Annotated in this window: 3 protein-coding genes and 1 pseudogene; 3 read left to right on the forward strand and 1 reads right to left on the reverse strand. The window is 45.8% G+C overall.

Features of this window, described 5'->3' with window-relative positions:
* Window positions 1-392: pseudogene (locus QT974_RS32355) on the forward strand (tRNA (adenosine(37)-N6)-threonylcarbamoyltransferase complex dimerization subunit type 1 TsaB); the annotation flags it as partial.
* A gap of 117 nt (window positions 393-509) precedes the next feature.
* Here the strand turns inward: QT974_RS32355 and QT974_RS32360 are convergent.
* Window positions 510-773, reverse strand: coding sequence for a hypothetical protein (locus tag QT974_RS32360; RefSeq protein WP_333472459.1), 264 nt, complete (start codon window positions 771-773; stop codon window positions 510-512).
* Window positions 774-1,128: 355 nt separating this feature from the next.
* On the opposite strand from QT974_RS32360, the gene QT974_RS32365 reads away from it, so the two are divergent.
* The gene (locus tag QT974_RS32365; protein WP_333472460.1) at window positions 1,129-1,752 is read left to right on the forward strand and encodes a DUF3859 domain-containing protein; all 624 of its coding nucleotides are present in this window, start codon (window positions 1,129-1,131) and stop codon (window positions 1,750-1,752) included.
* Window positions 1,753-1,785: 33 nt separating this feature from the next.
* A complete protein-coding gene (locus QT974_RS32370; RefSeq protein ID WP_333472461.1) occupies window positions 1,786-3,618 on the forward strand; it encodes an asparagine synthetase B family protein in 1,833 nt (610 codons plus the stop codon).
* Window positions 3,619-3,724 lie beyond the last annotated feature (106 nt).

Genomic DNA, 3,724 nt, shown 5'->3' on the forward strand with positions numbered 1-3,724 from the left:
CTAAGGGGGGGCTTTTGGAATTAGAACCCCCCCTTGCTAAGGGGGGGCTTTTGGAATTAGAACCCCCCCTTGCTAAGGGGGGGATTTTGAGAGATGATATCGCGCTGCAAATGCCTGCACAGCGGGGACAATTGTTTGGGGCGGTTTATTCAGTTAACAAGAATTCTGGTTTAACTGAGTTGTTTCCCGATACGGTGATGACGGCGGAATCTTGGCAGGAAAAGTTGGCAAGTTGGGGAAGTTCCTATCAGTTGATTGAAGTTGGTAGCGAGTTGGGTTGGTCGGTTTCTGGCGTGTTGGATTTGGCTTATTTGGAGTGGAAACAGGGAAGTCGCCCTGATTGGTGGGATGCTTTGCCTTATTACGGGCAACATCCTGTGCAAGGAAAATGAATTATTGGGAAATTGATTTGGCAATTTTTAAGGATTTGTGAATGATTTTTTTTATTGAACCGCGAAGGCGCGAAGAACGCAAAGGAAGAGAAAAGAAGAGAGAGTTTTTGTCTTTGTTTATTTAAGGGCTATACAAAGTTCGAGGCAAAAAGTTAATGTCAGCGGGTCTGGATTGTCGGTGCGCAATTGCTCGATTTCATCGGGATTGCAGCCGCGAGATTCCATAAAATGGAGCATCCAGCTAGTTACCGCGTCGATATCCATGTATTTGGCTCCGAGACATTCGGGGCAAGTTTCTGTGCTGACTGTACCTGTGCCTTCGCACTCGGGGCAATCCCAGTGGGTGTTTGCAGAATCGGGGTTAATTAGGCTGTTGCTCATTTTAGGCAAAAGTACGCGCGAGCGTAGCTATCCCGCTCTTAATCGCGCTACAAGCTCATTTTAGCAATTTCTTGGTTGGGGGAACTCCCAGCAAAGCTCAACAGCATAAAAAGTAGATATTGCTCCGCTAAGCGGGCGAATGAGTAAAGTTGTGGGGTTTTCTTCCTCAATATTGGATGAATGTTTGGTTTCCTTCCTCAACCAAACTTACATTTCTGAGGGTGAAAAATTAATTATGACTTTTATGAACTCAAAATTATGATTTTTATGAATTGACTTTAAGCTCAGCCTGTTTGACAATGTTAACCAACTAATGTTAGTAAATCGCCTAAAAAATTCTCCCGCGTCTTAATATATGGAAAATCGACTGACTCAAACTCAACTAACGCAAATAGTAGCTGAAGTACAACGCCTTTCTAACGTCCGAGAAGCTGAACTTAATTCCGCAGAAGTCACACAAATCTTGGAGGAATTGGGCTTGCCAACTGAGTTGCTAGATGAGGCTTTAATCCAGTTGCAGCGTCGGGAAGCACTGGCAAAGCAGCAACGCAATCGGTGGATTTTTGGATTGTTAGCGGTGGTAGTTGGGGTGGTACCGATCGCAATTACCGGATTCTACATTTCCCAAAACGAACAAGCGATCGCCCGCGTTTCAATGCAACAAAACCGCATAACTTCGGTGCAGGATAACGGCGGCAATTTGACAGTTATTTCCCGCCAAAACAATCCAGAAATTTTTTACCGTACTACTTTAAAAGATGCACCTTTAGGCAAGAAACTGTCGCTATCTTGCGATTGGATTGACCCCAGCGGTCAAGTTGTCAAACAAAACCGCTATCAAACTCGCAAAATCGACAAACCAGTCTGGAATACTCACTGTCGTTACAAAATTGGTACTGCTGCTGCTACCGGAAAGTGGCAAGTTAAAATGTTTCTTGAAAGTCGGGCGATCGGCAGTACATCCTTTGAAGTTAAATAATCATCAAAAACTCGGCTATGAATTAATTTTAACATGAAAATTACTAACCAACCGCGTCAATTTTTAGGATACTGGGGCTGCGATTTCCGCGAGAAATTAGAAGCACGGCTGGCGAAAATAATCGGCCAATCTGCAACAGAAATCCCAGTCCAAAAAGTCGATAATTTGTCCAGTTTCGCCACCACAGGCGACGAAAATTACCCAATTTGGAACGTTGCTAGCACCGAATGCGATCGCCCGCCAAACCAGCCAATAAAAAAAAGCCGTACTTTGCAAATCGCTGCCCTCTCGGCATCGGGACTATCTACTTATCCATCAACCAACGGCTTGCTGTTACCCGATGCCTGGGCAAACGTCCGCGAAAATTGCCTAATTTTGGGACGAGAACCCTTCGGCCGAGTAACGCTTTACTGGACGCAAATCGGGCAGAGTATTTGGTTTGCATCGAGTTTGCAACTGCTGTTAAATATTTGCGAAAAACCCGATGTCAGCATTCCCGGTTTGTACGGTTATAGCTGTTTTTCCTACGTCCCCACTCCCTTAACTCCAGTAAAAAATGTGTTCGCAGTTCCCGCCGGAACCGAATTAACTTGGGAGTGCGATCGAGATAGCGGTGTGATTCTTGAATCCAACTCAAAACGTTTATTAGAATGGCGAAAAAGTTCCGAAGAAATACAAGACGAAGCAGAAGCAATAACACAATTGCAAAACTTACTTAAAGATGCCGTTGAACGTCAGATTTCCGATATCAATAGCAATGAAACTGTGGGAGTTTTTCTATCAGGCGGTTTAGATTCCTCCGTTGTCGCAGCCTTATTAGTCAAAGCCGGAGTCAAAGTCCGCGCTTATACTCTCGACTTCGGCGATGCTGGAATTCCCGAATATCCTTGGGCTCAACAAGTTGCTTACTTTCTGAACATTCCCTTAGTCAAGGTAGATGCGAGCCCGCGCCGGATTAAACAAGCCTTGCATTCTGCGGTGAAAGCTTTAGATTTGCCCTTTGGTGACGGAGTGACAGTCCCGCTGTACCTGTTAAATGAGGCTGCAAGTCAAGAATGTGCGATCGTTTTTAACGGCGAAGGTGGCGATCAATTATTTGCAGGCTGGACGAATAAACCTCTGATTGCAGCGGCTGTTTATCAAGCAGCAAATTCCGCCGGAGACCAAACTTTAGCCTTGCAATATCTGCGAACTTTTCACCGCCTTTGGGGATACGAAACTAAAGTTTATCAGCCGGAATTTTACACAAAAATTCAGAATATGCAGCCTCAAAATTGGCTGTTAGAGGCTCTTAATCCTGCTGTGGACACGTCTTTGCTGCACCGCCTCCGCCGCGCGGGTTTGATGCTCAAAGGCGCGCAGAACATCCATCCGCGTGCTACTAATTTAGCTTTGGCTTTTGGTCTGAAAGTGCGATCGCCCTTTTGCGATTTTGCCCTCACAGACTGGACATTTCAACTGTCGGGAGAACTGTGTTTGCGGGGCGCTTGCGAGAAATACATCCTCAAACGGGCGGTAGAAAATTGGCTACCTGCGGACATAGTGTGGCGGGAAAAGCGCGGTATGGGCGTGCCCTTAACTTCCTGGTGTTTTAACGAATTTTGGCATGACATCGGCGATTGGTTAAATCCTGCCGTGCTGCAATCGGAGAAACACTGGCAACCCGATTTAGCCGCTCAAATTATGTCCGGCAAATTCGCAGCAGGAATTCAAGGGCGGCGCATTGGCGAGATGATTTGGCTGTTGGTGATGTGGCAAATTTGGCGATCGCAAATTTTAGGTGAAGACATGAAAAACAAATCTTGGAATCATCCATTTTGGTTGCCTCGCCAGGTTTGGAATTACCGCCAGCGGTGGGCAGAATAAAATTAACACAGTTTAATTAAGCCTGATCCCCCTAGCCCCCCTTGAAAAAGGGGGGAACAAGAAATTACTCAAAGTCCCCCTTCTTAAGGGGGATTTAGGGGGATCT

This window comes from Microcoleus sp. BM001215392 (genome assembly GCF_036700185.1).
Classification (GTDB): Bacteria; Cyanobacteriota; Cyanobacteriia; order Cyanobacteriales; family Microcoleaceae; genus Microcoleus.

Bases quoted from the DNA above. Each gene is read 5' to 3' on its own strand.
- QT974_RS32360 (WP_333472459.1), bottom strand. From the start codon at position 773: ATGAGCAACAGCCTAATTAACCCCGATTCTGCAAACACCCACTGGGAT.
- QT974_RS32370 (WP_333472461.1), top strand. From the start codon at position 1,786: ATGAAAATTACTAACCAACCGCGTCAATTTTTAGGATACTGGGGCTGC.
- QT974_RS32365 (WP_333472460.1), top strand. From the start codon at position 1,129: ATGGAAAATCGACTGACTCAAACTCAACTAACGCAAATAGTAGCTGAA.